23 protein-coding genes are annotated in these 24,444 nt (G+C 71.0%); 14 read left to right on the forward strand and 9 right to left on the reverse strand.

Translation table 11 applies throughout. The features are described from left to right. Nucleotides 1-211 precede the first annotated feature (211 nt). The 7 genes from ACIRP7_RS16875 to ACIRP7_RS16905 all read left to right on the forward strand — a co-directional run bounded on the left by ACIRP7_RS16875 (nt 212) and on the right by ACIRP7_RS16905 (nt 9,883). A complete protein-coding gene (locus ACIRP7_RS16875) occupies nt 212-1,420 on the forward strand; it encodes a S8 family peptidase (RefSeq protein ID WP_403659300.1) in 1,209 nt (402 codons plus the stop codon). A gap of 147 nt (nt 1,421-1,567) precedes the next feature. After that, nucleotides 1,568-1,963 carry a hypothetical protein gene (locus ACIRP7_RS16880; protein ID WP_403659303.1) on the forward strand — a complete coding sequence of 132 codons (396 nt, stop codon included), beginning with the start codon at nt 1,568-1,570 and terminating at the stop codon, nt 1,961-1,963. A 1-nt stretch (nt 1,964) separates the two neighbouring features. Further along, nucleotides 1,965-3,086 (forward strand): GNAT family N-acetyltransferase, encoded by a 1,122-nt coding sequence (locus tag ACIRP7_RS16885; protein WP_403659305.1) that lies wholly within the window; start codon nt 1,965-1,967, stop codon nt 3,084-3,086. 367 nt (nt 3,087-3,453) lie between these two features. Then, a complete protein-coding gene (locus ACIRP7_RS16890; RefSeq protein WP_403659308.1) occupies nt 3,454-4,275 on the forward strand; it encodes a glycosyltransferase family 2 protein in 822 nt (273 codons plus the stop codon). Continuing rightward, entirely contained in the window at nt 4,272-5,285 is a 1,014-nt protein-coding gene (locus ACIRP7_RS16895; RefSeq protein ID WP_403659310.1) for a glycosyltransferase, read from the forward strand. Before ACIRP7_RS16890 ends, ACIRP7_RS16895 begins: the two co-directional genes overlap by 4 nt. Beyond that, nucleotides 5,278-6,078, forward strand: a complete 801-nt coding sequence (locus ACIRP7_RS16900; protein ID WP_403659313.1) for a polysaccharide deacetylase family protein — start codon at nt 5,278-5,280, stop codon at nt 6,076-6,078. The genes ACIRP7_RS16895 and ACIRP7_RS16900 overlap by 8 nt, the downstream gene beginning before the upstream one ends. Beyond that, entirely contained in the window at nt 6,071-9,883 is a 3,813-nt protein-coding gene (locus ACIRP7_RS16905; RefSeq protein ID WP_403659316.1) for a lipopolysaccharide biosynthesis protein, read from the forward strand. The genes ACIRP7_RS16900 and ACIRP7_RS16905 overlap by 8 nt, the downstream gene beginning before the upstream one ends. A gap of 55 nt (nt 9,884-9,938) precedes the next feature. Here ACIRP7_RS16905 and ACIRP7_RS16910 read toward each other — a convergent pair whose 3' ends face one another. After that, the gene (locus ACIRP7_RS16910) at nt 9,939-11,357 is read right to left on the reverse strand and encodes a xylan 1,4-beta-xylosidase (RefSeq protein ID WP_403659319.1); all 1,419 of its coding nucleotides are present in this window, start codon (nt 11,355-11,357) and stop codon (nt 9,939-9,941) included. Between the two features lie 167 nt (nt 11,358-11,524). Between ACIRP7_RS16910 and ACIRP7_RS16915 the strand changes: the two genes are divergently transcribed. Both ACIRP7_RS16915 and ACIRP7_RS16920 read left to right on the forward strand, forming a co-directional pair. Further along, the gene (locus ACIRP7_RS16915) at nt 11,525-12,619 is read left to right on the forward strand and encodes a DUF5925 domain-containing protein (RefSeq protein ID WP_403659322.1); all 1,095 of its coding nucleotides are present in this window, start codon (nt 11,525-11,527) and stop codon (nt 12,617-12,619) included. A 15-nt stretch (nt 12,620-12,634) separates the two neighbouring features. Then, the gene (locus ACIRP7_RS16920; protein ID WP_403659325.1) at nt 12,635-13,366 is read left to right on the forward strand and encodes a DUF72 domain-containing protein; all 732 of its coding nucleotides are present in this window, start codon (nt 12,635-12,637) and stop codon (nt 13,364-13,366) included. Here ACIRP7_RS16920 and ACIRP7_RS16925 read toward each other — a convergent pair. Then, nucleotides 13,351-13,722, reverse strand: a complete 372-nt coding sequence (locus ACIRP7_RS16925) for a GntR family transcriptional regulator (protein ID WP_403659328.1) — start codon at nt 13,720-13,722, stop codon at nt 13,351-13,353. The genes ACIRP7_RS16920 and ACIRP7_RS16925 overlap by 16 nt on opposite strands. A 70-nt stretch (nt 13,723-13,792) precedes the next feature. Between ACIRP7_RS16925 and ACIRP7_RS16930 the strand changes: the two genes are divergently transcribed. Together ACIRP7_RS16930 and ACIRP7_RS16935 are read left to right on the forward strand one after the other, a co-directional pair. Further along, nucleotides 13,793-14,722, forward strand: coding sequence for a GNAT family N-acetyltransferase (locus ACIRP7_RS16930; protein WP_403659331.1), 930 nt, complete (start codon nt 13,793-13,795; stop codon nt 14,720-14,722). Continuing rightward, complete coding sequence (locus ACIRP7_RS16935) at nt 14,703-15,224, forward strand: DUF402 domain-containing protein (RefSeq protein ID WP_403659334.1); 522 nt, start codon at nt 14,703-14,705, stop codon at nt 15,222-15,224. The genes ACIRP7_RS16930 and ACIRP7_RS16935 overlap by 20 nt, the downstream gene beginning before the upstream one ends. On the opposite strand, the gene ACIRP7_RS16940 is transcribed toward ACIRP7_RS16935, so the two are convergent. Continuing rightward, a complete protein-coding gene (locus ACIRP7_RS16940) occupies nt 15,221-15,820 on the reverse strand; it encodes a class I SAM-dependent methyltransferase (protein WP_403659337.1) in 600 nt (199 codons plus the stop codon). The genes ACIRP7_RS16935 and ACIRP7_RS16940 overlap by 4 nt on opposite strands. A 140-nt stretch (nt 15,821-15,960) precedes the next feature. Here ACIRP7_RS16940 and ACIRP7_RS16945 point away from each other — a divergent pair, with 140 nt between their 5' ends. After that, nucleotides 15,961-16,095 (forward strand): hypothetical protein, encoded by a 135-nt coding sequence (locus ACIRP7_RS16945; RefSeq protein WP_403659340.1) that lies wholly within the window; start codon nt 15,961-15,963, stop codon nt 16,093-16,095. Between the two features lie 25 nt (nt 16,096-16,120). Here the strand turns inward: ACIRP7_RS16945 and ACIRP7_RS16950 are convergent, their stop codons facing one another. Further along, nucleotides 16,121-16,570: a GNAT family N-acetyltransferase gene (locus ACIRP7_RS16950; protein ID WP_403659343.1), complete on the reverse strand. Its 450-nt coding sequence runs from the start codon at nt 16,568-16,570 to the stop codon at nt 16,121-16,123. A gap of 141 nt (nt 16,571-16,711) precedes the next feature. On the opposite strand from ACIRP7_RS16950, the gene ACIRP7_RS16955 reads away from it, so the two are divergent. Beyond that, nucleotides 16,712-17,692, forward strand: a complete 981-nt coding sequence (locus ACIRP7_RS16955) for a lytic polysaccharide monooxygenase (RefSeq protein ID WP_403659346.1) — start codon at nt 16,712-16,714, stop codon at nt 17,690-17,692. A 55-nt stretch (nt 17,693-17,747) separates the two neighbouring features. On the opposite strand, the gene ACIRP7_RS16960 is transcribed toward ACIRP7_RS16955, so the two are convergent. Continuing rightward, on the reverse strand, nt 17,748-18,647 hold the full coding sequence (locus ACIRP7_RS16960) for an esterase/lipase family protein (protein ID WP_403659349.1): 900 nt from the start codon (nt 18,645-18,647) through the stop codon (nt 17,748-17,750). Between the two features lie 171 nt (nt 18,648-18,818). Further along, nucleotides 18,819-19,262, reverse strand: a complete 444-nt coding sequence (locus tag ACIRP7_RS16965) for a MarR family winged helix-turn-helix transcriptional regulator (RefSeq protein WP_403659352.1) — start codon at nt 19,260-19,262, stop codon at nt 18,819-18,821. A 96-nt stretch (nt 19,263-19,358) separates the two neighbouring features. On the opposite strand from ACIRP7_RS16965, the gene ACIRP7_RS16970 reads away from it, so the two are divergent. Next, nucleotides 19,359-19,733, forward strand: coding sequence for a cupin domain-containing protein (locus ACIRP7_RS16970; RefSeq protein ID WP_403659355.1), 375 nt, complete (start codon nt 19,359-19,361; stop codon nt 19,731-19,733). Between the two features lie 3 nt (nt 19,734-19,736). Here ACIRP7_RS16970 and ACIRP7_RS16975 read toward each other — a convergent pair whose 3' ends face one another. The 3 genes from ACIRP7_RS16975 to ACIRP7_RS16985 form a co-directional block, all read right to left on the reverse strand. Beyond that, nucleotides 19,737-20,705 (reverse strand): DNA polymerase thumb domain-containing protein, encoded by a 969-nt coding sequence (locus ACIRP7_RS16975; protein ID WP_403659358.1) that lies wholly within the window; start codon nt 20,703-20,705, stop codon nt 19,737-19,739. After that, nucleotides 20,702-24,148, reverse strand: a complete 3,447-nt coding sequence (locus ACIRP7_RS16980; protein ID WP_403659361.1) for a DNA polymerase III subunit alpha — start codon at nt 24,146-24,148, stop codon at nt 20,702-20,704. Before ACIRP7_RS16980 ends, ACIRP7_RS16975 begins: the two co-directional genes overlap by 4 nt. A gap of 112 nt (nt 24,149-24,260) precedes the next feature. Then, complete coding sequence (locus tag ACIRP7_RS16985; protein WP_403659364.1) at nt 24,261-24,434, reverse strand: hypothetical protein; 174 nt, start codon at nt 24,432-24,434, stop codon at nt 24,261-24,263. Nucleotides 24,435-24,444 lie beyond the last annotated feature (10 nt).

Genomic DNA, 24,444 nt, shown 5'->3' on the forward strand with positions numbered 1-24,444 from the left:
TCCATGCCAAAACTGCCAATGATTTCGTGGACATGACAGGTTTGTTGACTCCTCCTCAACTCCCTTGTTCTACCCCCGTAGATGGCCCAGCCTTTACCTCAGCCCGGAGCGGAACGCGACGCTCCCGGTCGTGTGCGCGATCACGTGCACACCCCCCACGGACGCGCGCCCGACCCAGGCGCGCGTCGCCCATGAGGAGGACTCCCTCGTAATGGCACAACTGCGTAGCAACACCTTCCGGTTCGCCGCGATAACCACCCTGACGGCCGGCGCCCTCGTCGGCGGGCTCACCGCCCTTCCCGCCCAGGCCGCCCCGGCCGAGGGCCGGGTCCTCGCCGCCGGCTCCCCCACGGCCGTCAAGGACAGCTACATCGTCACGCTGAAGAAGAACGCGGGCTTCACGTCCTCGTCCGGCGCAGGCAAGGGGCTCATCAAGGAGTACGGCGGGACGGTCGGCAAGACCTTCGGTTCCGCGCTCAACGGTTACACCGCCACGCTCTCGGCGACCGAGGCGAAGAGACTCGCCGCGGACCCGTCGGTGGCCTCCGTGGAGCAGAACCAGCGGGTCCAGGTGGCCGACACCACGCAGTCCAGTGCCCCGTGGGGCCTGGATCGCATCGACCAGGCCGCGCTCCCGCTCTCCGGCACCTACACCTACCCGGACTCCGCGGGCAGCGGTGTCACGGCGTACGTCATCGACACCGGCGTCCGCATCACCCACAGCCAGATCAGCGGCCGCGCCTCCTACGGCTACGACGCCGTCGACGGCGACACCACCGCCTCCGACGGCAACGGCCACGGCACCCATGTGGCCACCACGATCGCGGGCTCCACCTACGGCGTCGCCAAGAAGGCGAAGATCGTGGCGGTGCGCGTGCTCGACAACGCCGGTTCCGGCACCACCGCCGGCGTCATCGCGGGCATCGACTGGGTCACCGCCAACCACTCGGGCCCCTCGGTCGCCAACCTGTCCCTCGGCGGCGGCGCGTCCACCACCCTGGACACCGCGGTCAGGAACTCCATCGCGAGCGGCGTCACCTACGCGGTCGCAGCCGGCAACAGCAGCGCCAACGCCTCCTCGTACTCCCCGGCCCGCGTCACCGAGGCGATCACCGTCGGCGCCACCACCAGCACCGACGCCCGGGCCAGCTATTCCAACTACGGCTCGGTCCTGGACGTCTTCGCCCCCGGCTCCTCCATCACGGCGGGCTGGAACACCAGCGACACCGCGACCAACACCATCTCCGGTACGTCGATGGCGACCCCGCACGTCGCGGGCGCGGCCGCGGTCTACCTCGCGGGGCACACCTCGGCCACCCCGGCCCAGGTCGCCACGGCCCTGGTGGGCGGCGCCACGTCCAACGTGGTCACCAGCCCCGGCACGGGCTCGCCCAACAAGCTCCTGAAGCTGGTGCCGTAGTACCCGAACAGGTGGCCCCCGGAGGTGACTCACGCCTCCGGGGGCACACCCCTGTCCACGTCCGTACGGGTCGGCCTTGACGGCTCCCACGGCACTGCGCGACATTGAAGCCCGGCATCCGGCGCTTTCTGGGGGGAAACGTCGCCCATGCAGACCACACGTACCGGGACATCCACGACGACGTCGGGCAGAGACCTGACGCCACTGCTCGCCGGCGCCGCGACCGCTGTGGGGGGATTCGGCGCACTGCTCGCGTTCACCGGCTCCGACTCACCGCTGCGCGCCCCGCTCACGCTCTTCTTCCTGCTCGCGGCACCTGCCGCGGGTATCGCCGCCGCACTGCGCGGCTTCGATCCGTTCGCCCGGGCGCTGGCCTCACTGGCCGGCTCGGTCGTCCTCAACATGCTGGTGGCCCAGGGCATGCTGGCCACGCACCGCTGGTCGGCGCGCGGCGGCGTCCTGGCGATGGCCGTGATCAGCGCCCTCGTCCTCCTGCTGGTGTGGATGCGGCGACGCCGTACGGCGAAGGGCCGGGACCTCTGACGTGGACATCAGCGTGTACCGCCCCGGCGAGCTGAGCGCGGCCGACCGGGTGGCGTGGACCGCCCTGCAGTCCAAGGCCCATCTGCACGGCTCGCCGGGCCTGGCGAACCCGTTCCTGTCCCCCGAGTTCGCGCTCGCGGTGGGCCGGTTCAGGCGGGGCGTGCGGATCGCCGTCGTACGGGAGCGGGGCGAGCCCGCCGCGTTCCTGCCCTTCCAGAGGACGGCCACCGGTGTCGGCCGGGCCGTCGGCCTCGGCGTCTCGGACGCCCAGGGACTGGTGCACCGGCCCGGATTCACCTGGGACGCCCGGGAGTTGCTGCGCGCCTGTGGGCTGGCCGTCTGGGAGTTCGACCATCTGGTGGAGGGCCAGGGGCCGTTCGAGACGGGAGCCTCCGGCAGGTTCCCTTCGCCGGTCATGGACATCGACCAGGGCTACGAGACGTATCTGGCCGGACTGCGGGAGCGCTCGCCGAAGTTCACCCGCACGACCCTCGCCAAGGAACGCCGGCTGGTCCGCACGGCGAGCGAGGTGCGCTACGTCCACGACGAGCGCGACCCGGCCGCCCTGCGCACCCTGATGGGCTGGAAGTCCGCCCAGTACCGCAGGACCGGCCGCAGCGACCGCTTCGCGCACGAGTGGATCGCCCGGCTGGTGGAGCAGCTGTTCCACACCCGCTCCGAGCCGTTCGCCGGGATCCTCTCGGTGCTGTACGCCGACGGGAAGCCGGTCGCCGCCCACTTCGGGCTGCGCACCGAACGCGTCCTGGCCTGCTGGTTCCCGGCGTACGACCCGCAGTACGCCAAGTACTCCCCGGGCCTGGTCCTGCATCTGCGCATGGCCGAGGCGGCCGCCGCCGACGGCGTCGCGTACCTCGATCTGGGCCGGGGTCAGAAGGAGTACAAGGACTCCCTGAAGACACGGGAACTCACCGTGTCGGAGGGGTGGGTGACCCGTCGGCACCCGGTCGCGGTCGGACACCGCGTCCGCCGGGTTCCGGTGCGGGCACTGCGCAACGCCGTGGTGGCACGTCCGGAGCTGTTCGAACCCGCCGACAGGCTGTTGAAGAAAGTGGGAAAGATCCGCTCCGGCGCGACTGTAACGGTCAAACCAACAAAAACGTGAGGCCTCGTTCCAGGTCTTGCCATACGGGTCCAAACGTCAATACCGTCATACATCACACCCGCACCGTCCCGTCATTCAGCGGCTCCAGGGGAGGGCTCAGGACCGCGACGGGGGCGCGGGGCGCGGTAGGGGGGGTGCCGTGCTCGGTGACCGCACAGGTGACCGAGTCGTGCCGCGCGACCGGCTGTCGTTTCTCTGGAACAAGCACAGCACGACGGCGGTCGGCCAGCTTTGCCAGCTCACCCGGCACGTACGGAGATCCCTTCCGGCATGCCGTGAGTGAGAACAGAACCCCCCTTTCGAACCGGAGCGACAAACCGGACCGCCCAGGGGCGGGCGGTCCACCGGACGAGAGGGAACCAGACTCATGAGTTCAGTTCTGCGCCCGGCGACTGCGGGCCAGGATGTGCCGACAGCCAGCCAGTACCGGCCCATCTCCACTCACCTGGCCATCACGCCACCGGTGAGTGTCGTCATACCCGCCATGAACGAGGCGGAGAACCTTCCGTACGTCTTCAAGACCCTGCCCGACTGGATCCACGAAGTGATCCTGGTGGACGGCAACTCCACGGACGCCACCGTCGCGGTGGCCCGCGAGCTGTGGCCCGAGGTCAAGGTCGTCAAGCAGCACGGCAAGGGCAAGGGGGACGCTCTGATCACCGGGTTCGAGGCCTGCACCGGTGACATCGTCGTCATGATCGACGCGGACGGCTCGGCCGACGGCAACGAGATCGTCTCCTATGTGTCCGCCCTGGTCTCGGGCGCGGACTTCGCCAAGGGGTCCCGCTTCGCCAACGGCGGCGGCACCGACGACATGACCTTCATCCGCAAGCTCGGCAACTGGGCGCTGTGCACCATCGTCAACCGCAAGTTCGGCGCCCGCTACACGGATCTCTGCTACGGCTACAACGCCTTCTGGCGGCACTGCCTCGACAAGATCGACCTCGACTGCACCGGCTTCGAGGTGGAGACCCTGATGAACATCCGGGTCGTCAAGGCGGGGCTGAAGGTGCAGGAGATACCGAGCTACGAGTACCTCCGCATCCACGGCGCGAGCAATCTGCGGGCCGTCCGGGACGGGTTCCGGGTGCTCAAGGTGATCCTCGGGGAGCGGTCGAACCGGCGTGCGCTGCGCCGCCGCGCCCACTACTCGCCGATGCTCGACTCGCGCCGGGGAGAGGTGTCTTGAGCGATCCCGACATCTCCGTCGTGATCTGCGTGTACACCGAGGACCGCTGGGAGGACATCCTCGCGGCGGTCGTCTCGGTGCGGACGCAGTCCTATGCGGCCCTGGAGACGCTGCTGGTCGTCGACCACAATCCGGCGCTGCTGGACCGGCTGACCAAGGAGTACAAGGAAGTCCAGGAGGTCCGCGTGTTCGCCAACGCGGGCCCCCGCGGCCTGTCCGCCGGCCGCAACACGGGGATCGCCGCCTCTCGCGGCGAGGTGATCGCCTTCCTGGACGACGACGCCGTCGCCGAGCGGGACTGGCTGCGGCACTTCGCCGCCGGATACGCGGACCCGCGGGTCATGGCGGTCGGCGGCCGTACGGTGCCGATCTGGGCGGCGGGGCGGCGGCCGGCCTGGTTCCCGGAGGAGTTCGACTGGGTGGTCGGCTGCACCTACAAGGGCATCCCGGCCGGGCTGGTCCGGGTGCGCAACGTCCTCGGCGGCAACGCCTCCTTCCGCCGCAGCGCGTTCGACGCGGCGGGCGGCTTCGCCACCGGCATCGGGCGGGACGGCGACAAGCGCCCGCTGGGCTGCGAGGAGACGGAACTGTGCATCCGGCTGAGCCGGGCCAGACCGGACGCGGTCCTGCTGATCGACGACCGGGCGGTGATCCACCACCGGGTGCCCGGGGCGCGCGAGAACTTCGGGTACTTCCGCACGCGCGCGTACGCGGAGGGTCTGTCCAAGGCCCTGGTGGCCCGAAGTGTGGGGGCGGACAAGGGACTTGAGTCGGAGCGCCGGTACGCCACCCGGGTGCTGCCGGCCGGGGTGGTGCGCGGGCTGCGGGACGCCGCGCTGGCCCGGCCGGGGGGCGCGGGCCGGGCGGGCGCGATCGTCGCCGGGGTCCTCACGGCGGCCGGTGGGTACCTGGTCGGCACGGTCCGGGCGCGGCGGGGCGGGGCCACGTTCTCGGTCGCGGAGATACCGGCGGAGATGCAGGAGGAGCTCCAGGGGGGGAGAGATGGCTGAGCCGCCCGTACCGATCCTCATGTACCACTCGGTCGCCACCGACCCGAACGACGCCACCCGCGTGCTGTCGGTGTCGCCGGATGCCTTCGCCCAACAGATGAACATCATCGGCGAGTTGGGCCTCACGCCGCTCAGGACCGCCGACCTCGCGGCCCGCTGGCGCGACGGCCGGCCGCTGCCCGAGCGGCCCGTCCTGATCACCTTCGACGACGGCTACGAAGGCGTCCACCGGCACGCCCTGCCCGTGCTCGCCAAGCACGGCTTCACGGCCACGGTGTTCGTCTCCACCGGCTGGATCCGGGGCGCGTACGACACGGGCGGCGGCCTGGACACCATGCTGGACTGGGACCAGGTCCGCGAACTCGCCGCGGCGGACGTCGAGATCGGCGGCCACACCCACACGCACCCGCAGCTCGACCAGCTCGACGACACCGCGCTGCGCCACGAGCTGATCCACTCCCGGGAGATCGTCACCGACGAGCTCGGCACCGCGCCGGTCTCGCTCGCCTACCCGTACGGCTACTCCAGTCGCCGGGTGCGCGAGGCGGTCCGCGAGACCGGGTACGGCCAGGCGCTCGCCGTGAACAACGCGCTCGCGCGGCGCCGCCAGGGGCCGTACGCGCTGACGCGGCTGACCGTGCGCCGCGCCACCACGGCCGAGGAGTTCGAGCGGCTCGTCCAGGGCCGTGCGATCGCCCGGGACTTCGCCAGGGACCGTGCCCTCACCAAGGGGTACGCGTTGGTCCGAAGAGCACGACAGGTCCGCCGGAAGGTCTCCCGTTCCCGTGTCTGACACGACGACCACGACCGAGCCCGAGTCGACCGCGGCGAAGGCGCCCGAGCAGTCGGGGCGCCGTCTTCGGCTGCCCGGCCTCGGCAGGGGCGCCGGCGGCGGCAATCAACTGTTCCGCAACGCCTATGCTCTGATGCTCAACACCGGTATCTCCGCGGTCCTTGGCCTCGGCTTCTGGCTGGCGGCCGCCCGCTACTACTCCGAGTCGGCGGTCGGCCAGGGCTCCGCCGCGATCGCCGCGATGAAACTCCTCGCGGGACTGACCGCGGTGACCCTGACCGGAGCGCTGGCCCGCTTCATACCGGTCGCGGGCCGGGCCACCGGGCGCCTCATCGCCCGTACGTACGCGGGCAGTTCGGTGCTCGTGGCGATCGCCGCTGTCGTCTTCCTGCTCACCCTGGACGCGTGGGGGCCGTCGTACCGGTTCCTGCACGGGCCGGTGAACGGCCTCGGCTTCATCGCCGCCGTCGTCGCCTGGAACGTGCTCACCCTCCAGGACGGGGTGCTGACCGGGCTGCGCAGCGCGCTGTGGGTGCCGGTGGGCAACACCGTGTTCTCGGCGGTGAAGCTGGGACTCCTGGTGGCGTTCGCGGTGGCGATCCCGACGGCCGGTGTCTTCGTGTCGTGGGTCGCGGCGATCGCCGTCTCGGTGCTGCCGCTGGGCTGGATGGTGTTCCGGCGTCTGGCGCCGCGCCATGTCAAGGCGACCGAGGAGCACGCGAAGCCGCCCTCCCTCAGGGAGATCGGGCGTTTCCTCGCGGGTGACTACACCGGCTCGCTGTTCTCGCTCGCCGTGGTCTATCTGGTCCCGGTGATCGTGGCGTCCCAGGTCAGCTCCCAGGACAACGCGTACTTCTACATCACCACGACGATCGGCGGCACCTGCAACCTGCTCGCCATCAACATGGGCGCCTCCCTGACCGTCGAGGGCTCGCACGACCCCTCACGCCTGGCCGCCAACACCCGTGCCGCGCTGAAGCGGATGGCGCGGATCATGCTGCCGGTGGCCGGGATCCTGTTCTTCGGGGCGCCCCGGATCCTCGGTGTGTTCGGCTCGGGCTACGCGGACGCGGCCACCCCGCTGCTGCGCTGGTTCGCCGTCGGCGCGGTGCTCCGGGTCGTCATGGAGACGTACTTCGCGGTGCTGCGCGCACAGAGCCGCACCTCCGGACTGGCCTGGCTGCAGGGCCTGTTGTGTGCCATGGTGCTCGGCCTGACGCTGCTGCTCCTGCCCCGCATGGGGCTGACCGGAGCGGGCGTCGCCGAGATCTCCTCGCTCACGGTGATCGTCGCGCTCGCCGCGCCCCGGCTGTACCGGACGATCCGGCACGCCCCGGCCGCCGAGGTCCCCGCGAGCGCGGCTCCCGACGGCGACCTCGCCGACCTCGGGGCGCGCGAGGTACCGGCCGCCGGCCGCACCCGCCGCCCCGGCTGGGCGCTCGACCAGGACACCCTGGCGCTGGGCATCCACGTCGACTTCGACCACCAGGAACGCCGTCCCGACGTACGCCCGGGTCCCGGCACCCCGCCCACGGGGACGCCCGTGCCGGGCGTGACGCGGGACCGGCCGACATGGGCGCTGCGGAAGCCGGCCGACCTGGGGCTGCCGGTGGAGGCTCGGGAGCCGGGCGCCGAGTCCTCACTCGGGCCGTCCGAGGCGGAGGTCGACGCGCCGTTCGAGGTGGCCTTCGACGCGCGCAAGGAGGCCGACGCGGCGGAGGAGCCCGACGTGCCGGAGGAGGTGCCGCAGCCCGCGGAGCCGTCGCGGCCGCTGTCCTGGCGGGAGCGGCTGCAGCCCACCTGGCTCGGGGTGTTCCTCGGCTGTCTGCTGGCCGTCGCACTGCTCCTGTACTGGGTGCCGGCCCTCGGCCTGGGCGAGGCCGACCTGGACCGGATGGGCGGGCTCGGGCTGATCTCGATCCTGCCGCTGCCCACGCTGGTCGGCGCGGCGCTCCTGGTCGTGGTCTTCGCCTCGCTGCTCTGGCTTGGCCGTGAGCACAAGGCGCTGCTGCTGATCACGCTGGTGGCGACCGTGTTCTCGCTGCACGCGCTGCCCGCGCTGATCGAGGCCGAGCCGCGGTTCGCGACGGCCTGGCAGCACCTCGGGTTCATCGACTACATCGACCGGACCGGCTCCGCGGTGCCCGACCTGGACGCCCGCTGGAGCTGGCCGGGCTTCTTCGCGGTGGCCGCGTTCGTGGCGCAGGCGTGCGGGGTCACGGACTTCACGGAGGTCGTCCGCTGGTGGCCGACGGCGATCCAACTCGCCTATCTGGTACCGATGTTCCTGCTCGTACGGCACATGCGGGCGAGCTGGCGGGCCAAGTGGACCGGCATCTGGATCTTCGTGCTCAGCGGCTGGGTCGGCCAGGACTACTTCTCCCCGCAGGGCTTCACCTATCTGCTGTACCTGGTGTTCGTGGCGGTGCTGCTCGTCTGGTTCCGCGCCCCGCACGTGATCTGGACGAAGCGGCGGCCCGGCGAGGCCGAGGTCGAACCCACGAACCGCCGCCAACGGGCCGTCCTGCTCGCGGTGTTGATCGGTCTGTTCGCGGCGAGCGTGCCCGCCCACCAGCTCACCCCGTTCGTGATGCTCGGCGTGCTGGCGGTCCTCGTCCTGGTCGGCCGCAGCGAACTGCGCGGCCTGCCGGTCCTGTTCGCCGTCATGGTGGCCGCCTGGATCGGCTGGATGGCCGAGCCGTACTGGTCGGGTCACTTCGACGACCTGTTCGGCGGGGTCGGCGGCGTCGGCGGCAACGTCTCCTCGTCGGTCTCCGGCCGTATCGAGGGCGGCAGTTCGACCCACAAGCTGGTCCTGTACGTGCGCGTGCTGCTGGCGGGCGGGGTCATGGCGCTGGCCTGCTACGGCTGGTGGCGGCGGCGCGACCACAAGTACCGGGAAGCCGCGCTGCTCGTCCTGACCTTCGTGCCGTTCCTCGGCTTCGGCATGCAGTCGTACGGCGGCGAGATGGCCCTGCGGGTCTTCATGTTCGCCCTGCCGGGCGCCGGGCTGCTCGCCGCCCTTGCGCTCTTCCCGCGCACCGGCGTCACCGCGAAGGAACGCGAGAAGGACCGGGTGAGCCTCGCTCCGGTGGCCGCGCTCATGGCGGGACTGCTGCTGGTCGGCGGCTTCCTGGTCGCCCGCTGGGGCAACGAGCCGTTCGAGCGGATCCAGCCCGGCGAGGTCGCCGCCATGGACTACGTCTACGCCCACGACGATCCGACGGTCCGGGTGCTGTGGCTGTCCAACGACACGCTCGACAACGTGACGCCCGCGATGCCGTGGGGCGCGAAGGACATGGAGAAGGTGTCCTACGTGCCGACGCTCGCGCCGACCGACCCGGTGCTGGTGTCCGGGCTGGTGAAGTCGCTGAAGGACGCGGGCCCGAACTCGTATCTGATGGTCAACGTCAGCCAGGTCACCTATCTGCGGCTGGACGTGGGCTATTCGACGACGTGGGAGCCCCGGCTGCTGGACAACCTCGACAGCCGCAAGGAGCTCAAGCGGGTCCTCACCAACGATGACGTGACCATGTACGCCCTGCGGGACCAGCCCGCAGGGAAAGTACCGAAGGCCGATCCGGGGCCGATCGGGCCGCAGGTGACCTGGACGCCCTGGTCGGTGGTGGGGGCGCTGGCGGCGCTGGCGCTGATCCTGCTGCTCTCGGCCCGTGAGGCGGTGCGGGTCGCGGTGCGGCCGAGTGTGCGGCGGCTGCGGTGGCTGCAGAGCAGCTTCTGGTTCGCGCTGCCGCTCCTCGCGGTGTTCCTGGCGGCACTGGTGCAACGGTTCCTGACGATGAAGTGACGCCCTTCGGACGTCATTCGGCAGCCATTCGGCAGTCATTCGGAGGTCAAGTGGCTCAGCGGGCGAGCCACTTGACCTCGTACGCGCGCATGTCGAACTTCTTCCCGTCGATCTCGGCGCTGATCTGCCGATTCAAGGTGTTCACCACCAGCACGGTCCTGTCGGTGGCGAGGACCCGGACGTTGGGTACGTCGTCGGCGGCGACGGAGACGTTCTCGTACGCGCTCCCCGGCGCGAAGGCCTTGCTGAACCGGCTGACGAGGTCGAACATCGGCAGCTTCCGGCCGCCGCCGGCGCTGGTCGGCGTCCAGAGGCAGCCCGCGCAGTCCGTGCCCTTCTCGTTCTCCGGGTTCCAGTAGAGGGCGGACGTGGTGCCGCCCCTGGCCAGCGCGATCATCCCGGCGGCCTGCACCGCGACCCGGCGGTTCTCGGACCAGCCCTCGCGTTCGTCCCGGCTGTCGGCGGGCTCGACGTAGTACTCGGCCCACCACAGCGGCAGGTTCCCGGTCCGCTGCCGCACCCACCGGCTCACCGCGGTGAACTTGTCGGTGGCCGCGAACTCGTTCGGCAGCAGGTCGTCGTCGTTGGTGTAGCTGGAGCCGTCCACGACCACGAAGTCGGCGCCGGCCTTGTTCCTGTTCCAGTAGTCGAAGGCGTCGAGGATCCGCTGGTCCATCGCGCCCCAGGCCCCCTTGAAGGTGGTGGAAGCGTCCTCGGAGCGCGGGTCGACACTGTCCATCACGAGATACGGTCCGCCCACCATGATCTTGGGGTCGACCTTCTTCAGCGCCTTGTAGACCAGGTTGTAGAGCCGGGTGTACCCCTCGTAGTCCCAGCGGGCCTCCCCGTTGTTCCAGAAGCCCTTGAACTCGTTCCAGACGATGAAGTGGCGTACGTCCGGGTAGCGCTTGGCGACGGTCGCGGCGAGCGCGGCGTAGTCCTCGAAGTGCGCGGGGTCCGGCGCGGTCTCCAGTGCCGCCTTGCTCCAGTCGGTGTTGCCGACGCCCGCCTCGCCGCCCTTCATCCAGTCCGGAGCGCAGCACAGGGTCACGATCGGGGTGGAGCCGGAGGCACGGATGAAGTCGATGCGCCGGTCCAGGCCCTCGAAGTCGTAACGCCCCTTGACCGGTTCGGGGTTGTCGGCTCCCCAGCCCATGATGTGCTGGTTCTGCGGAAGTCCGCCGGCGTCGGCCAGCAGCCCCTCGACGCGCGCGGTGGCGGCGGAACTGCCCTCGTCGGCGCTGAACTGGGTGTGGGTGAAACCCCAGCCGACCTCCGGGGTGTTTGCGTCGGGTGTGGTCGTCGGGGTGCCGTGGACCCTGTCGCCGTTGCGTGAGGTGCCGTCGGTGCCGGCACCGCTGCCCGGAAGCGTGTTGAGGAGGGTCACGACCAGCGCCAGAGCCGCCGCGCCCACACCGAGCAGAGCGGTGAGCCGCCACCGCCGTGCCCCCGAATTCCACTCATGACGTCCCATTGAGGGCAACGGTATCCGCGAACACACGTGTGCGGGCAGATGTCGGAGATGCACAGCCTTGTAACAGGAGTTAGCGGACAGACCGGAAACACCGGACGTCGGCGACACGATCCCCGCACTCCGGAAACCGGGTGCGTATGGGGGTCCCGTGCCGGATCATGGGCCGCATGTCTGCGAACCCACACGACGCTCTGCCGATCCGGCTCAACGTCGACGACAGCGACTCGCCGTCCGACGTCGTCGACGCGCTGTTCCTCGGCCGCTTCGCGACGGGCGAGCAGCCGTACTCCCACGCGGCCAACATCGACCGGGTCCGTACCGGGGCCACGCTCCTGCCGGCGGGCGCCCGGGTGCTGCGGGTCGCCCGCGACGACGACCGCAGCGCGACGCTCGCCGAGGGCGACGGCTGGACCCTGCTGATCTCCCGCTGGAACCGCGGCGCCGACGTGACCGTCACGGCCACCGACGCCGAGCTGGCCAAGAAGGTCCTCGACCAGGCCACCGACGGCGCGGCGGACGAGCCGGAACCCCAGCCGGAGAACGTGACGATGGGCTTCTGGTACGTCTCCCCCAGACGCGGTCCGCACCGCACGACCCGGCAGATCTCCGCGGGCACCTGGGACGAGGTGCGGCAGAACTACACGGCACCCGTCGCGGACGCGATGGACCGCCTGATGAAGACGACCCCGGAGGACATCGCGGGCCGTCTGCTCCTGCTCCACGGCCCGCCGGGCACCGGCAAGACCTCCGCCCTGCGTACGCTCGCCCGCTCCTGGCGGGACTGGTGCCAGGTGGACTGCGTCCTGGACCCGGAGCGGCTGTTCAGCGACGTCGGCTATCTGATGGACATCGCGATCGGCGAGGAGGACGCGACGGGCAAGGGCCGCTGGCGGCTCCTGCTCCTGGAGGACTGCGACGAGCTGATCCGCGGCGAGGCGAAGCACACGGCGGGACAGGCCCTGTCGCGGCTGCTGAACCTGACCGACGGCCTGCTGGGCCAGGGCCGCAACGTCCTGGTCGGCGTCACGACCAACGAGGACCTGGAGCGGCTGCACCCCGCCGTGGTGCGCCCCGGCCGCTGTCTGGCCCGTATCGAGGTGGGCCCGCTGACCCGCCGGGAGGCGGCCGGCTGGCTGGGCACCGAGGAGGGCGTGGGCCGCGAGGGGGCCACCCTGGCGGAGCTGTACGCGCTGCGCCGGGGGACGTCACCGACGGCGGTGCCGGAGCCGCGGCCCGGGGCGGACGCGGGGCTGTACCTGTAGTGCTTTGATGGCTGTATGACCTTGTTCGTCGGCACATCGGGGTGGCAGTACAAGGACTGGCGGGGCGTCCTCTACCCCGACGGCGTGCCCGTGCGGCTCTGGCTGGAGGAGTACGCGGCGCATTTCCCGACCGTCGAGATCAACAACGCGTTCTACCGGCTGCCGACCCGGGAGACCTTCGAGGCGTGGCGGCAGCGGGTGCCGGGGGACTTCGTGGTGGCGGTGAAGGCGAGCCGGTACCTGACCCACATCAAGCGGCTGAAGGACCCCGAGGAGCCGGTGCACCGCCTGATGAGCCACGCCCAGGGACTGGGCGACCGGCTGGGGCCGGTGCTGCTGCAGCTGCCCCCGACGCTGCGCGCCGACCCGGACCTGCTGGACGCCTGCCTGGCCTGTTTCCCCGCCTCGACCCGGGTCGCGGTCGAACCCCGTCACGAGTCCTGGTGGACGCCCGAGACCCGCAAGGTCCTGGAGACCCGGGGTGCGGCCCTGTGCTGGGCCGACGTACGGGCCCGTCCGGTGACCCCGCTGTGGCGCACCACCGACTGGGGGTACGTCCGCTTCCACGAGGGCCGCGCCAAGGCGTGGCCGCACTACGGCAGACGGTCCCTGGAGACCTGGGCCGAGCGGATCGGGGGGACCTGGTCCGGGGACGAGGACGTGTACGTCTACTTCAACAACGACCCGAACGGTGCCGCCGTACGCAACGCGCAGCTGTTCGCCTCGCTGTCTCAGTCCGCCCCGTAAGCCGCCCGCAGCGCGTCCCGTACGGCCGCCAAGGCGTCGTTCTCCGTGAGCCCCAGTCGTCGGGCCCGCTCGACGTACGCCTGGGCGGCCGATGCCAGCTCCCGTTCGGCGGCCGAGCCGGCGGCGGCCACGAGGGTGCCGTTGCGCCCCCGCGTCTCGATCACCCCGTCGCTCTCCAGCGCCCGGTACGCCTTGGCGACGGTGTTCGGGGCGAGCCCGAGCGACTCGGCGAGGCCCCGCACGGTCGGCAGCCGGTAGCCCACCGGCAGCACCCCCGCCCGCGCCTGCTCGGAGATCTGCACCCGCACCTGCTCGTAGGGCGGGGCACTGTCGTCGATGTGGATCTTCAAGGTCACGAGCCGATTGTCCCGCACCGCCGGAAAATGAGAGGCACCCGAGGATGCCTCCCCCGTAACGTGCGCCTTCATGACCGTGATCGTGCGCGACCTGCGCCCACAGGACCCGGCCGACGTCGAGAGCTTCGCCCACGTCCGCCATCTGGCCCTTCCGTTCGTGTTGTGGACCCCGGCCGGCGTTCTGCACCGCCTCGTCCACACCCACCCGGACGCGCACTACCGCTCCCTGGTGGCCGAGGAGGACGGCGAGGTCATCGGCACGGCCCAGCTCGGTCTCGCCCACGACAGCGCGGAGCCGGGCCAGGGCTATCTCAACATCTACGTACGCCCGGACCGCACCCGGCGCGGCGCGGGTGCCCTCCTCGTGCGCACCGCCGAGGAGCACCTGGCGACGCACGGCGCGACCAGGCTGTACTCCTGGGTCCTGGACGAGCCGCACAACCGCGTCTTCGCCGAGCGCCACGGCTACCGGGCCAGCCGCTCCGCGCACTTCCTGCGCCTGGACCTGGCCAACGGCACGCTGCCCCCGCTCCAGCCCCTTCCCCCGGGCGTCGAACTGCGCACCGCCGCCGACTTCGCCGACGACCCGCGTCCCTTCTTCGAGCTGGACGCGGAGACCTCGGGGGACGAACCGAGCGATGTCGACACCGAGTTGACGGACTACGACGCGTGGGTCGAGGAGAACTGGAAGCACCCCCTCCTCGACCATGCCCTGACCACGATCGCCCTGGTCGATGGTCGCCCCGCCGCCTTCAGCGCCGCCCACACCGACGGCGCCGGCCGCTACGCCACCGCCATGACCGGCACCGCCCGCGCCTTCCGGGGCCGCGGCCTCGCCAAGCTCGCCAAGAACGCCTCCCTGCACCGGGCCCGCGCCGCCGGCTGCACGGAGGCCCTCACCGGCAACGACGCCGCCAATGAACCCATGCTCGCGATCAACAAGTGGTTCGGATACGAGATCTGCGCCACGGAGGTACGTCATGTCCGCGAACTCACCTGAGCCCCTGCGGCGGGTGGACGTCGTCCTGCTCAAGGCGGGCCGCACGAAGATCCGTTACGAGGCCGAGCTCCTCACCGACGACGGCACCCGCGTCACGGTCCGCGCGCCCTGGGCGGGAGAGGGGGTCCGCGACTTCGGCTTCGTCCGCTTCGAGCCGGGCGACGTCTTCACCGAGCACTACTGGCGGGACCGCTGGTACGCCGTCAAGGAGGTCCGCACCGCTTCCGGCACCCTGAAGGGCTGGTACTGCGACATCACCCGCCCGGCGACACTGAAGGGCGCCGAGCTGGTCGTGGAGGACCTGGACCTGGACCTGTGGGTCTCGGCGGACGGCACGCAGGTGCTGCGCCTGGACGAGGACGAGTTCGAGGAGAGCGGCCTGAGGGAGAGGGACGCCGAGGCGGCGTCGGCGGCACTGGCGGCACTGGACGAGTTGGAGGCGATGGCCCACGTCGAGGGTGGTCCCGCGGTCGGCACCCGACACCCCTTCCCACCCCTCTAGTCGCTCCTGGCCACCACCGCGTACCGCTCGTCGTCCACGTCCTTCCCCCACAACAGGGCATCTCCCGAGAGCCGCTCCACCAGCAGCCTGGCCCCGAGCCGCTCCACCAACCCGCTCACCACTTCGGCCGATATCCCGACCGACCCCCACACCCCCTCCACCAGCACCAGCCGCCCACCCGGCCGCAGCAACCCCCACCACCGGCGCAGCGCCCGCCCGGGATCCGGCAGCGCCCACAGCACATGCCGTACCAGGACGACGTCGAACCGCTGCTCCCCCACGGGCGGCATCGCCGCGTCACCGATGAGGAACGCCGCGTCACGTCCGGCGAGCTTCGCGCGGGCCAGTTCCACCATGGCCGGAGAACTGTCCACGCCGGTCACCCGGTGTCCCTGCTCGGCCGCGAGGAGCGACAGGCTTCCGGTCCCGCACCCGAGATCGAGGACGTCACACGCCTGCTCCGGGAGCCACCCCCGCAGCCGCCCGGCCCAGGCCCCGCGCACCTCGGGGTCCCGCAGCCCGTGGTCCGCCTCCTCGTCGAAGGAGACCGCCTCGGCGTCCCAGTCCACGCCCCCACCGCCACTGTTCTCCGTCATGCGCCCAAGAGTGACACCCGCCACTGACACTCGAATCGTGACAGCCGCCACTGACAGACCGGTGACCGATGAGGAACTCTCCCCCCAAGCGTCTACCTCCGTGAGAACGCGGAACTCGGTAGGCACTGAAGGAGGCAGCCATGCGCCGTACCACCGTGCAGAAGCCCCTGAAGAGGACGGATGCCCGGCGACTTGCCGAGGAGGCCGACGAGCGCCCCGCGGGACGACCCGAGGTCCGCAAGGACATCGCGCGGACCTGGTGGCCCGACGGCTGACGGCGGCAGGCATGCTCCCTCCGTGTCAGACCAGTCGCTTGCGGTAGTGGACGCGGTCGTAGGGCCCGTCCACTCGCCGTTCCACGACCTCATAACCGAACCTCGGATAGATCTCCTGGTTCTCCCACATCATCGCGTTGGTGTAGAGCCTGACCTCGGGCAGGCCCAGTGCACGCGCGTGTGCCTCGACGAACCGCAGCAGCCGTCCGCCCACGCCCTGCCCCTGGGCGTCGGGCCGGACGGCGATGTTGTCGAGGTACAGATGGTCCGGGTACCGCTCGACCACCACGAGGCCGATCACGGGGTCGCCCGTCACGAAGACCTGCCCCGCGGCCACGTTCGCCGCGTGGTCCCGCTCCATGGGCTGCGGCACCTGTCCGATGCGCTCGATGTAGTGCTCGTACGCCGCGTCGGTCACGGCCTTCACGGCCGGTACGTCGGCCGCGTCGGCGGGTCGGATCTCCTCGTTCGTCATGCGCGGAACGCTATCTGTCTGATCTCCGTCTCAGCACTCCCTTAAGAGGGCCATAAAGATCGCCGCCGACCGTCACAAGCTGGGGATTTCGCGGTTTCTTTGATCCGGCACCCATCAGTACCGGTTCCGAGGAGATCCCCCGTGCCCGCACGCCGCAAGGCCGCAGCCGCCGTCGCCGTCGGTCTGGTTCCGTTCGCCCTGACCCGACTGGCCGCCGCGCCGGCGTCCGCGCACGGCTCGATGGGCGACCCGGTCAGCCGGGTCTCGCAGTGCTACGCGGAGGGTCCCGAGAGCCCGAAGTCGGACGCGTGCAGGGCGGCGGTCGCGGCGGGCGGCACCCAGGCGCTCTACGACTGGAACGGCATCCGCATCGGCGACGCGAACGGACGGCACCAGGAGCTGATCCCGGACGGCAGGCTGTGCAGCGCGAACAACGACGAGTTCAAGGGGCTCGACCTGGCCCGCGCCGACTGGCCGGCAACCAGCGTGCGCAGCGGGTCGTACACCTTCAGGTACCGCGTGACCGCGCCGCACAAGGGCACCTTCACGGTGTACCTCACCAAGCCGGGCTACGACCCTGCGCAGCCGCCGGCCTGGGACGACCTGGACCTGTCGAACCCGGTCGCGACGGCCACCGACCCGGTCGCCTCGGGCAGCTTCTACACGTTCTCCGGCACGCTCCCCGAGCGCTCCGGCAAGCAGCTCCTGTATGCGGTCTGGCAGCGCTCGGACAGCCCGGAGGCGTTCTACTCCTGCTCGGACGTGATGTTCGGGGGCGACTCCGGTGGTACGACGAGCAGTTCGACCCCGGCCCCGAGCGCCTCCGCGCCCTCCGAGGAGCAGATCGAGGACGGCACCGACAAGTCGACGGTCGAACACCACGGGCACGGTGACGACGACGCCGGTACGTCGGCAGAGCCGGTGGCCGCCGAGACGGAGAGCGTCCCGGTCAACGACGTGAAGGCGGCGGGCACTTCGCAGAATCTCGCCGAGACCGGCGGTGACAGCGGTACGCCGTATCTCGCGATGGGCGGCGCCCTCACGCTCGCGGCCGGCGCGGCGATCCTGTTCGGCTCGGTGCGCCGGCGCGCGGTGAACAGTGGTGGGCGGCACGGCCGTTGACCGAATGAACTCCGGGGCCTGACCGGCGGCTCAGGCCGGACAGGCCCCGGCGCGGTCAACTGAACGCCGACGCACAGGTGGTGGCGGTGGCGTGGGCAGGGTCGAGGGCGTTGGCCACCTCGTGGAAGGCGATCCGGTCGAACAGCCCGATGGCCACGTGCTCGGAGAGGTCGAGCGGACACAGGTCCTGCAGCAGGACGTTGTGGACGCCGGATCCGCTGAGGAACTGGCTCTGGTACGGCGTCACGACCTCGTCGTACTTGGTGGCGAGGACCGTGTACCTGACGCCGGGGACGGTGTCGCCGCCCGCGTTCAGCTTGGTGAGGAAGGGGGAGCCGACGACCTGGTCGGCGAGGGCCGGGGTGCGGGTGGTGAGCAGGTCCTGGATGCCCGGGAAGTACGGCAGCAGATTGGTGATGCCGGACAGGGTGGTGCCGTGGTTGTCGGGGGCGATGCCGACGAGGGCGTTCACCTTGGCGGCTCCGCCGAGGAACTTGAGGTAGTAGCGGGGCATGAGGCCGCCCTGCGAGTGACCGACGAGGTCGGTCTCGGCGGCGCCGGTGGCGGCGAGCACCTTGTCGACGAAGGTCTTCAGCTGCTCCGCCGACTTGTCGATCGGGCCGAGGCCGTGGAAGAGGGGCACTCCGGACAGTTGGCCGTAGTCGAAGGAGAAGACGCAGTAGTCGCGGTTCTCCAGGTACGGGACGAGGGCCAGCCAGTTGTCGACGGAGTTCGCGAAGGTGCCGTGGACGAGGACGACGGGGCGGGGATGGGCGGCGGAGGGCTTGCAGGAGTAGTCGTTCCAGCCTCCCCCACTCTCGGCTTCGCTCGAGCGGGGGGACCCCCAGCTGGGAGCGGTGGCCGCCTGGGCGGCTCCGGCGGCGGGGACGACGGCGACCGCGGCGGTCAGGAGCAGGGCGGCGAAGGGTCTGAGCAGTCGTTTCCAGGGCAGCATCGGGTGATCTCCTTGCGGCTCAAGGGAGTTGCGATAGCTGTACGCCCTGTGACCCGGATCACGAGGATGCTGTTCAATTCGAAAGTTACGGACGAGTAGTGCACTTGTGAAGTTACGCGTCAGTAAAAACTTCCAGTGGTAACCGCGCCGGGTGCACCGGCTGATGAACCATCACCAGGTGGGCCTGATGGGGCCATGGGGAGCAATACGTCCCAATCGGTCACGCAGCGCCCGCACTTCACCCTCACCGAGCACATCGGTCCACGCCCGCACCGCCTCCGCGGCGGCCTCCTCCGCCGCTCGGGTGCAGGCCCACCCCCGCTCGGTCAGCACGACGAGCCGGGCCCGCGCGTCCCCGGGATGCGGCCGCCGCTCGGCGTACCCCTTGCGCACGATCTCGTCGACCAGCTGGCTCGCGGCCTGCTTGGTCACCCCGAGATGACCGGCGAGCTCCGTGACCGTGGCCCCGTCCGGCGCGAGCCGGGTGAACGCGAAGCCCCAGGCGGGCCGCGCCTCGAACCCCCGGGCCACCACCCCGTCATTGATGCGCTGGGTCAGGTCTCCGGCGGCGGCGAGCAGGGCGGCGGCCAGGGCGAGGGCTTCGGAGTTCTGCACTCGGGCATTGAAACACCCTTGACGAATTGGTCAAGCAGATTGACCATGGAGACATATAGTCAACCTGCTTGACCATCTATGACCTGGGGGTCCCGCATGCCCGTAGTCCGCTCGTCCGAGGCCGTCACCCACGAGATCCACGGCGCCCGCTTCGTCTCGTACGCCACTCCCCTCAGCGGCGCCAAGGAACTCTGCGCCTGGCGCGGCGAGATCCCCGCGGGGACAAAGGCGCCGGCACACACCGTCAACCGCGAGGAGATCTTCCATCTGCTCATCGGCGAACTCCTGATCACCCTTGACGGCACCACCCACCGGATCACGGCGGGCGACACGGTGATCGTCAACCCCGGGGTGACCTTCGCCGTCGAGAACCCCACCGATCACACCGCCCTCACCTGGGTCACCACCTCCATCGGCCTGGAGGCGGAACTGGCCGACGGCACCCGCATCACTCCCCCGTGGGCCAACTGATCCCTACGCCGCCAGCGCCCCGGGCAGCACCGCCAGCGGTCCGAACCTCGCCCGGGCGCGGTCCGCGGCCTCCTCGATACGGCGGAGTTTGTCGTCGGCGGGGTCGAAGGTGAGCTGGTGGGAAGCGTGTTCGGCGGGGTCGAGGCCCTCGGCACGCAGGGCGATGGAGCGGACCCGGGCGCGCTGGAGACCCAACGTCTCGTACATGCCGTAGGCCGCCCTGGTGAGGGCCGCCGAGTGGGCGGTGGGTTCGCCGAGGGTGCGGCTGCGGGTGGTCCCGGTGCGGTCGGCGTAGCGGACGGTGAGGGTCAGGGTGCGGCAGACCTTGTCGAGGGCGCGCAGCCGGGAGCCCAGCTCCTCGGCCGCGGAGAGCAGCGCGCGGCGGTGCAGGCCGGGGTCCAACTCGTCGCGGGTGAAAGGGCGTTCGGTGGCGAGGGAGCGCGAGACGCCGTTCGGGACGACCCGGCCGCGGTCCACGCCGTTCGCCTTCTCGTGCAGTTCGCGGCCGGTCTTGGCGCCGACCAGGCGCTGGAGCGTGGACAGCGGGGCGGCGGCGACCCGGCCGAGGGTGTCGAGGCCGTACTCGCACAGGACGCGGGCGGTCGCGGCGCCGACGCCGGGGAGCGCGGCGACGGGCCGGCCGGCGAGGAAGTCCGCCACCGTGTCCTCGGGGACCGAGCAGGTCACCCCGGGCCGGGCGTCCTTCAGCGCCATGCGGGCCAGCATCGGCCCGGGCCCGGCTCCGATCGCGCAGTCGACGCCGTGCAGGGCGAGGGCGCGGACCCGGATCACCGAGGCCAGTTCGGCGGCGTCCCGCTTGAAGTAGCGTTCGGCGCCCCGCAGATCGGCCAGCGCCCGGTCCGGCGGCAGCGCCTCGACGACCGGGGTGAACTCCTCCAGGAGGCCGAGCAGTTCGGGCAGGGCCGCCTCCCGCGTCGGCGGCAGCTGGAAACGTACGCAGAGGATGGTCATCCCGCACTCCCCGGACTCTGGTGCCACAACTTCCTTACCTGTGAAGCCTCTTGACCCGCCGGTCGCAGATCGGCCCACGGATGCAGTTCGTATCCCGTCGGCATGTGGATTCGTCTGCCGCCGGTCGGATCGCCGGTCGCGACACCGGCCCGCTCCGGCACCGGCTCGGCCAGCCGTGCCGCCACCGCGTCGAGGCCTTCCCCGTCCCGCAGTTCGACCAGTTCGGCGAGGTTCCAGGCGGCCGCGCCCACCACGCTGAGGCTGCGCGGGCCGCGCCGCTGCACCACCCCGCGCACCAGCAGCAGCCAGGAGTGGAAGACGGTGTGCGCGCAGGCGTCGTGGGAGTCGTCGAAGAAGGCGAGGTCGACCAGGCCGGTGCCGTCGTCCAGGGTGGTGAAGATGACCCGCTTGCCGGACCGGATCGGCGGGGTCTGGGTGGCCGCCTTGGCCCCTGCGACCAGCACGGCCTCGCCGTGCCGCGCTTCCCTCAGCCGTCGCGCGCTGACCACGCCCAACTCCGTCAGGAACTCCCGGTGGTCGTCCATCAGATTGCGCGAGACGTCCATCGACAGCACTCCCAGCTCGGCGCTGAGCTTCTCCACGGAGGACAGGTCCGGCAACCCGGCCGAGGCCGTCTTTCGCCCGCCGGACAGGGGGAGTTGGGACCCACGGCCCGCGCGAGCGCCCCGGTGCAGCTCAGTCAGGTGCAGTTGCAGATCACGCCGGTTGGCACCGAAGGCGTCCAACGCGCCGACCTGGGCCAGCCTTTGGGCGACCGGGCGACTGGGCCGCCCCCGCTCCCAGAAGTCCAGCAGCGAGGCGTACGGCTGGCCCTCGGCGATCCGCGCCGCCTCGGCCTCGCTGATGCCGTGCACGTCGGACAGGGCCAGTCGCAGTCCCCACATCGAAGGGGATCCAGACGGAGATTCAGACACCAGTTCGATCCGATGTGCGACCCCCGACTTGTTCACGTCCAACGGCAGGATCGGCACCCCGCGCCGCCGTGCGTCCGCCAGCAGCAGCCGCTTCGGATACATCCCGGGGTCGTGCGTGAGCAGCCCGGCATAGAAAGCCGCCGGGTGGTGCGCCTTCAGCCACGCCGACTGGTACGTCGGTACGGCGAAGGCGACCGCGTGCGCCTTGCAGAAGCCGTACGACCCGAAGGCCTCGACGATCTCCCAGGTCCGCTGAATCGTTTCCGCGCTGTATCCGTTCGCCGCCGCGTGCTGCGCGAACCAGAACCGGATCCGCCCCTGCGACTCCGGGTCGGACAGCCCGCGCCGCACCCGGTCCGCCTCGCCGCGCCCGCACCCGGTCATGATGTCGACGATGTCGATGATCTGCTCGTGGAAGACGACGACCCCGTACGTCTCCTTCAGCGGCCGCTCCAGATCCCGGTGCGGATACCGCACGGGCGCCCGCCCGTGCCGTGCCTCGATGAACGGTCGCACCATGTCGGCGGCGACCGGTCCTGGCCGGAAGAGGGAGATGTCGACGACGAGATCGTGAAAGGTGGCCGGCTGGAGCCGCCCGACCAGATCCCGCTGCCCCGGCGACTCGATCTGGAAGCACCCCAACGTCTCGGTGGACCTGATGAGTTCGTACGTCGCCGGGTCGCCCGGCGGTACGGCGTCCAGGTCGACCCGCTCCCCCGTCGCCCGCTCCACCTCCGCGACCGCGTGCGCCATCGCCGACTGCATCCGCACGCCCAGCACATCGAGCTTGAGCAGCCCGAGATCCTCGACGTCCTCCTTGTCGAACTGCGACATGGGAAACCCCTCGCCGCTGGTCGGCACGACCGGTGTGCGGCGGAGCAGAGACGCGTCGGAGAGCAGCACCCCGCACGGATGCATGGCGATCCCCCGGGGAAGGGCGTCGAGGGCCTCGACCAGCTCCCACAGCCGGCCGTGACGCTGCTTCTCTTCTGCCAGCGACTTGAGTTCGGGCAGTTCCTCCAGCGCCGCGCGGGCGTCCCGCGCCCGGATGTGCGGGAAGGACTTGGCGATGCGGTCGATGTCGGCGGGGTCCATGGACAGGGCGGCCCCCACGTCCCGGATCGCGTGCCGCACCCGGTACGTCTCCGGCATCGCGACGGTGGCGACCCGGTCGGTGCCGAACCGCCCGATGATCGCCCGGTAGACCTCGAGGCGGCGCGCGGACTCCACGTCGATGTCGATGTCGGGCAGGACGAGCCGCCGTGTGGACAGGAACCGCTCCATCAGCAGCCCGTGCTCGACGGGATCGGCGTGGGCGATCCCGAGAAGGTGATTGACCAGGGAACCGGCACCGGAGCCGCGTGCGGCGACCCGAATCCCCATGTCCCTTACGTCGTCGACGACCTGAGCGACGGTCAAGAAGTAGGAGGCGAAGCCGTGGTGGGCGATGATGTCCAGTTCCTCGTGCATCCGCTCCCAGTACGCGCGCCTGCCCGCGTATCCCTTCAGCACCATCCCCGCCGCCGCCCGTGAGGCCAGTGCCCGCTGAGCGCCGCGCCGGCCCGCGCCGACGAGGTGCGGCTCGGGGAAGTGGACGGTGCCGATCCCGAGGTCGTCCTCGGGGTCGACCAGGCACTCGGCGGCCGTCGCCTGTGTCTGCTCCAGCAGCCGGTGGGCGGTGTCGCGCCGGAAGCCCGCGGCCTCGACGATCCGCTCGGCGCCCGCCAGCATGGCCCCCGCGTCCTTGAGCCAGGCCTCGCCGGAGTCCAGTTCCTTGACGGCACCGACCGGGACGAGGCGGCGGGCGGAGTCCAGGACGTCGGCGACCGGGCCCAGGCCGGGGTCGGCGTACCGTACGGCGTTGCTGAGCACGGGACGGATCCGCTGCTCGGCGGCGAAGCCGACCGTACGGGCGGCCAGCCGCAGGGAGCCGGGTCCGGTGCCCTTGCGCCCGTGCCAGACGGCTTCGAGGCGCAGGGCGTCGCCGTAGGTCTCCCGCCAGGGGACGAGCAGCCGGGCGGCCCGGTCGGGGCGGCCGGCGGCGAGGGCCCGGCCGACATCGGAGGCGGGGCCGAGCAGCACGGTCAGCCCGTCCCCCCGGTTCTCGGCCCGGGGCACCAGTGGCGTGTCCCGCTCGCCCTTGCCGGAGTGCGCCGCCGTGACGAGCCGGCACAGGTCGGCCCAGCCGCGGGCACCGTCCCGGGCGAGAAAGGTGACCCGGGGAGCCGACTCGTCGACGAAGGCACCGCCGCGCACGGGAGCGCGGCGCCGCTCCTGCCGTACGGGCTCGGCCTCCGCCACGGCCAGCTCCGCCCCGAACAACGGCCGCACCCCCGCCTTCGCACAGGCCTTGGCGAACCGGACCGTACCCGCGAGGGTGTCGCGGTCGGTGAGGGCGAGGGCGTCCATTCCCCGCTCGGAGGCGCGCTCGGCGAGGCGCTCCGGGTGCGAGGCGCCGTAGCGCAGGGAGAACCCGGAGACGGTGTGCAGATGGGTGAAACCAGGCATCCGCACCTCCCGCTGTCGAACATCAGTTCCCTATCGCCTCACCTCCACCATAGACCAAAAACCGAACATGCGTACGACAGCGTTCGAGTCACCTCTCACCTGCGGAAACGGCCTATTCGGACCTGGATGTGTCGGTCTCGGCAGATTCCTCGGCGAGGGGCTCGGCCGCAACGCTCGGCCGAGCGCCGGCGGTCGTCGCGCGCTGCGCGGTCTCCAGGGCGTGCAGGCGCCGTTTGATGTCGCGGAGCTCGGTGAGAAGGGTGTCGGGGCGGTTGATCCTGGTCACGGGGAACTCC

Origin of the sequence: Streptomyces sp. NPDC102270 (assembly GCF_044766405.1) — a bacterium.
Classification (GTDB): Bacteria; Actinomycetota; Actinomycetes; order Streptomycetales; family Streptomycetaceae; genus Streptomyces.

Bases quoted from the DNA above. Each gene is read 5' to 3' on its own strand.
- ACIRP7_RS16920 (WP_403659325.1), top strand. From the start codon at position 12,635: ATGACCTTGTTCGTCGGCACATCGGGGTGGCAGTACAAGGACTGGCGG.
- ACIRP7_RS16875 (WP_403659300.1), top strand. From the start codon at position 212: ATGGCACAACTGCGTAGCAACACCTTCCGGTTCGCCGCGATAACCACC.
- ACIRP7_RS16970 (WP_403659355.1), top strand. From the start codon at position 19,359: ATGCCCGTAGTCCGCTCGTCCGAGGCCGTCACCCACGAGATCCACGGC.
- ACIRP7_RS16915 (WP_403659322.1), top strand. From the start codon at position 11,525: ATGTCTGCGAACCCACACGACGCTCTGCCGATCCGGCTCAACGTCGAC.
- ACIRP7_RS16945 (WP_403659340.1), top strand. From the start codon at position 15,961: ATGCGCCGTACCACCGTGCAGAAGCCCCTGAAGAGGACGGATGCCCGG.
- ACIRP7_RS16890 (WP_403659308.1), top strand. From the start codon at position 3,454: ATGAGTTCAGTTCTGCGCCCGGCGACTGCGGGCCAGGATGTGCCGACA.
- ACIRP7_RS16980 (WP_403659361.1), bottom strand. From the start codon at position 24,148: ATGCCTGGTTTCACCCATCTGCACACCGTCTCCGGGTTCTCCCTGCGC.
- ACIRP7_RS16910 (WP_403659319.1), bottom strand. From the start codon at position 11,357: ATGGGACGTCATGAGTGGAATTCGGGGGCACGGCGGTGGCGGCTCACC.
- ACIRP7_RS16900 (WP_403659313.1), top strand. From the start codon at position 5,278: ATGGCTGAGCCGCCCGTACCGATCCTCATGTACCACTCGGTCGCCACC.
- ACIRP7_RS16880 (WP_403659303.1), top strand. From the start codon at position 1,568: ATGCAGACCACACGTACCGGGACATCCACGACGACGTCGGGCAGAGAC.
- ACIRP7_RS16940 (WP_403659337.1), bottom strand. From the start codon at position 15,820: ATGACGGAGAACAGTGGCGGTGGGGGCGTGGACTGGGACGCCGAGGCG.
- ACIRP7_RS16950 (WP_403659343.1), bottom strand. From the start codon at position 16,570: ATGACGAACGAGGAGATCCGACCCGCCGACGCGGCCGACGTACCGGCC.
- ACIRP7_RS16935 (WP_403659334.1), top strand. From the start codon at position 14,703: ATGTCCGCGAACTCACCTGAGCCCCTGCGGCGGGTGGACGTCGTCCTG.
- ACIRP7_RS16960 (WP_403659349.1), bottom strand. From the start codon at position 18,647: ATGCTGCCCTGGAAACGACTGCTCAGACCCTTCGCCGCCCTGCTCCTG.
- ACIRP7_RS16930 (WP_403659331.1), top strand. From the start codon at position 13,793: ATGACCGTGATCGTGCGCGACCTGCGCCCACAGGACCCGGCCGACGTC.
- ACIRP7_RS16975 (WP_403659358.1), bottom strand. From the start codon at position 20,705: ATGACCATCCTCTGCGTACGTTTCCAGCTGCCGCCGACGCGGGAGGCG.